Origin of the sequence: Methylosinus sp. R-45379 (genome assembly GCF_001644125.1) — a bacterium.
GTDB lineage: Bacteria > Pseudomonadota > Alphaproteobacteria > Rhizobiales > Beijerinckiaceae > Methylosinus.
In genome coordinates, this window is record NZ_LUUM01000047.1 from 1 (window position 1) to 1274 (window position 1274).

Annotated in this window: 2 protein-coding genes and 1 pseudogene; 1 reads left to right on the forward strand and 2 read right to left on the reverse strand. The window is 59.7% G+C overall.

Annotated features, from left to right (window positions below; all coding sequences use genetic code 11):
* Positions 1-97: 97 nt before the first annotated feature.
* Positions 98-232: pseudogene (locus A1351_RS23585) on the reverse strand (integrase core domain-containing protein); the annotation flags it as partial.
* 455 nt (positions 233-687) lie between these two features.
* On the opposite strand from A1351_RS23585, the gene A1351_RS25090 reads away from it, so the two are divergent.
* Complete coding sequence (locus A1351_RS25090) at positions 688-831, forward strand: transposase domain-containing protein (protein WP_166671925.1); 144 nt, start codon at positions 688-690, stop codon at positions 829-831.
* 149 nt (positions 832-980) lie between these two features.
* Here A1351_RS25090 and A1351_RS02955 read toward each other — a convergent pair.
* Positions 981-1274: LysR substrate-binding domain-containing protein (locus A1351_RS02955; RefSeq protein WP_245291563.1), on the reverse strand; the 294-nt coding region annotated here is incomplete at its 5' end.

Below are 1274 nucleotides of genomic sequence, written 5' to 3' on the forward strand. Positions count from 1 at the left end.
AGAAGTGAGTCAGAGCCAATTTTCGATGCCGATTGACAGACCAGAGCTGCGACAAAATCGACGGCGACGTTCGTGCGGCCATCGCTGTTTCCTTTTCGTCGAAGTCGGCCTCGTCGGGCGTATGCCCGTCAAGCGACGAATGGGGGCACCCCTCGTTGTAGACGGCCAGATACCGGCCGATCGAAGCGCGCGCTTCGGACACGCTGTCGTAGACTTTCAGATAGACCTCCTCATCTCCCGCCATCTGCCGCTCCGCGTCGGTCAATGCCACTGGTTCGACCGATATGACGAACAAGTCCAGTTGCGTGTGCGACAACCTTTTCATGGCCGACCCCTCCGGAATCTTCGATCCCGGGAAATTAGCCATGAGCTGATCGGCGAAGCGGCGCAAGAGGATCAGTTGGCCGACGGGAAGCCGCGGAATGGCTACGATCGCAAGAGCGCTAGCCTCCTGAGCGAACATCCATTCGGGAATTTGATAGGTGCCGCCATGGGCCTGACGAATCAGGAAATAACGAACACCGTCATGCACGAGGTCTCCGACGACCACGACACTCTGACCAACCAGCGGGTGAAACGGATATTTGACCTCCGCTTCGAATGTCAGAAACCCAGCACTATGATCCCGGCTCCGATGAAGGTAGGCGTTCCTGGACACGTCTCGCTTCGCTTCTTGCGGCATGCAAGTTGAACAGCGTCGATCCCTATGCCTGGATGAAGGCGACGCTCGAGGCAATCACCGATGGCCATCCGCAGTCGCGCATCGACGAGCTGATGCCCTGGGCCGTCAAATCCTCGTCGCCGACGCCAGCCGCACGGCCGGCAAGATAGCGCCGGAGATCTGGACCTCGGTGCTTGCCGCCTGAACCAAAGAACGCCCGAACCCAAATTCATGCCATTCGTGAAATTTGCACCACAGCCTTATAGCCGGATGAGAAGGCCGCCGCCGCAGATCGGTTTTTCAAGTCGCGAATCAAAAATCAGGCGATCACGTCCTCGTCGCCCATCTGCTTTGGACACATCGCGAGACGCTCGATCATCCAGCGGCCCGCCGGTCCCGGCGGGTCGGACGCCCGATAGACGACGGACATGGGTAAGGCGAGCCCGCCGGACGGTATGTCCTCGATCGCAAGCTCGACCAGCCGGCCGGCGTCGAAATCGGATTGGACGGTATGACGAGGCATTCCGCCCCAGCCCAGTCCGTTCAAAAGAAAGGCGTGCTTCGCGAATAGATCGGCGAGGCGCCAGGTGGTCAGCGCCATGACTCCGAACTC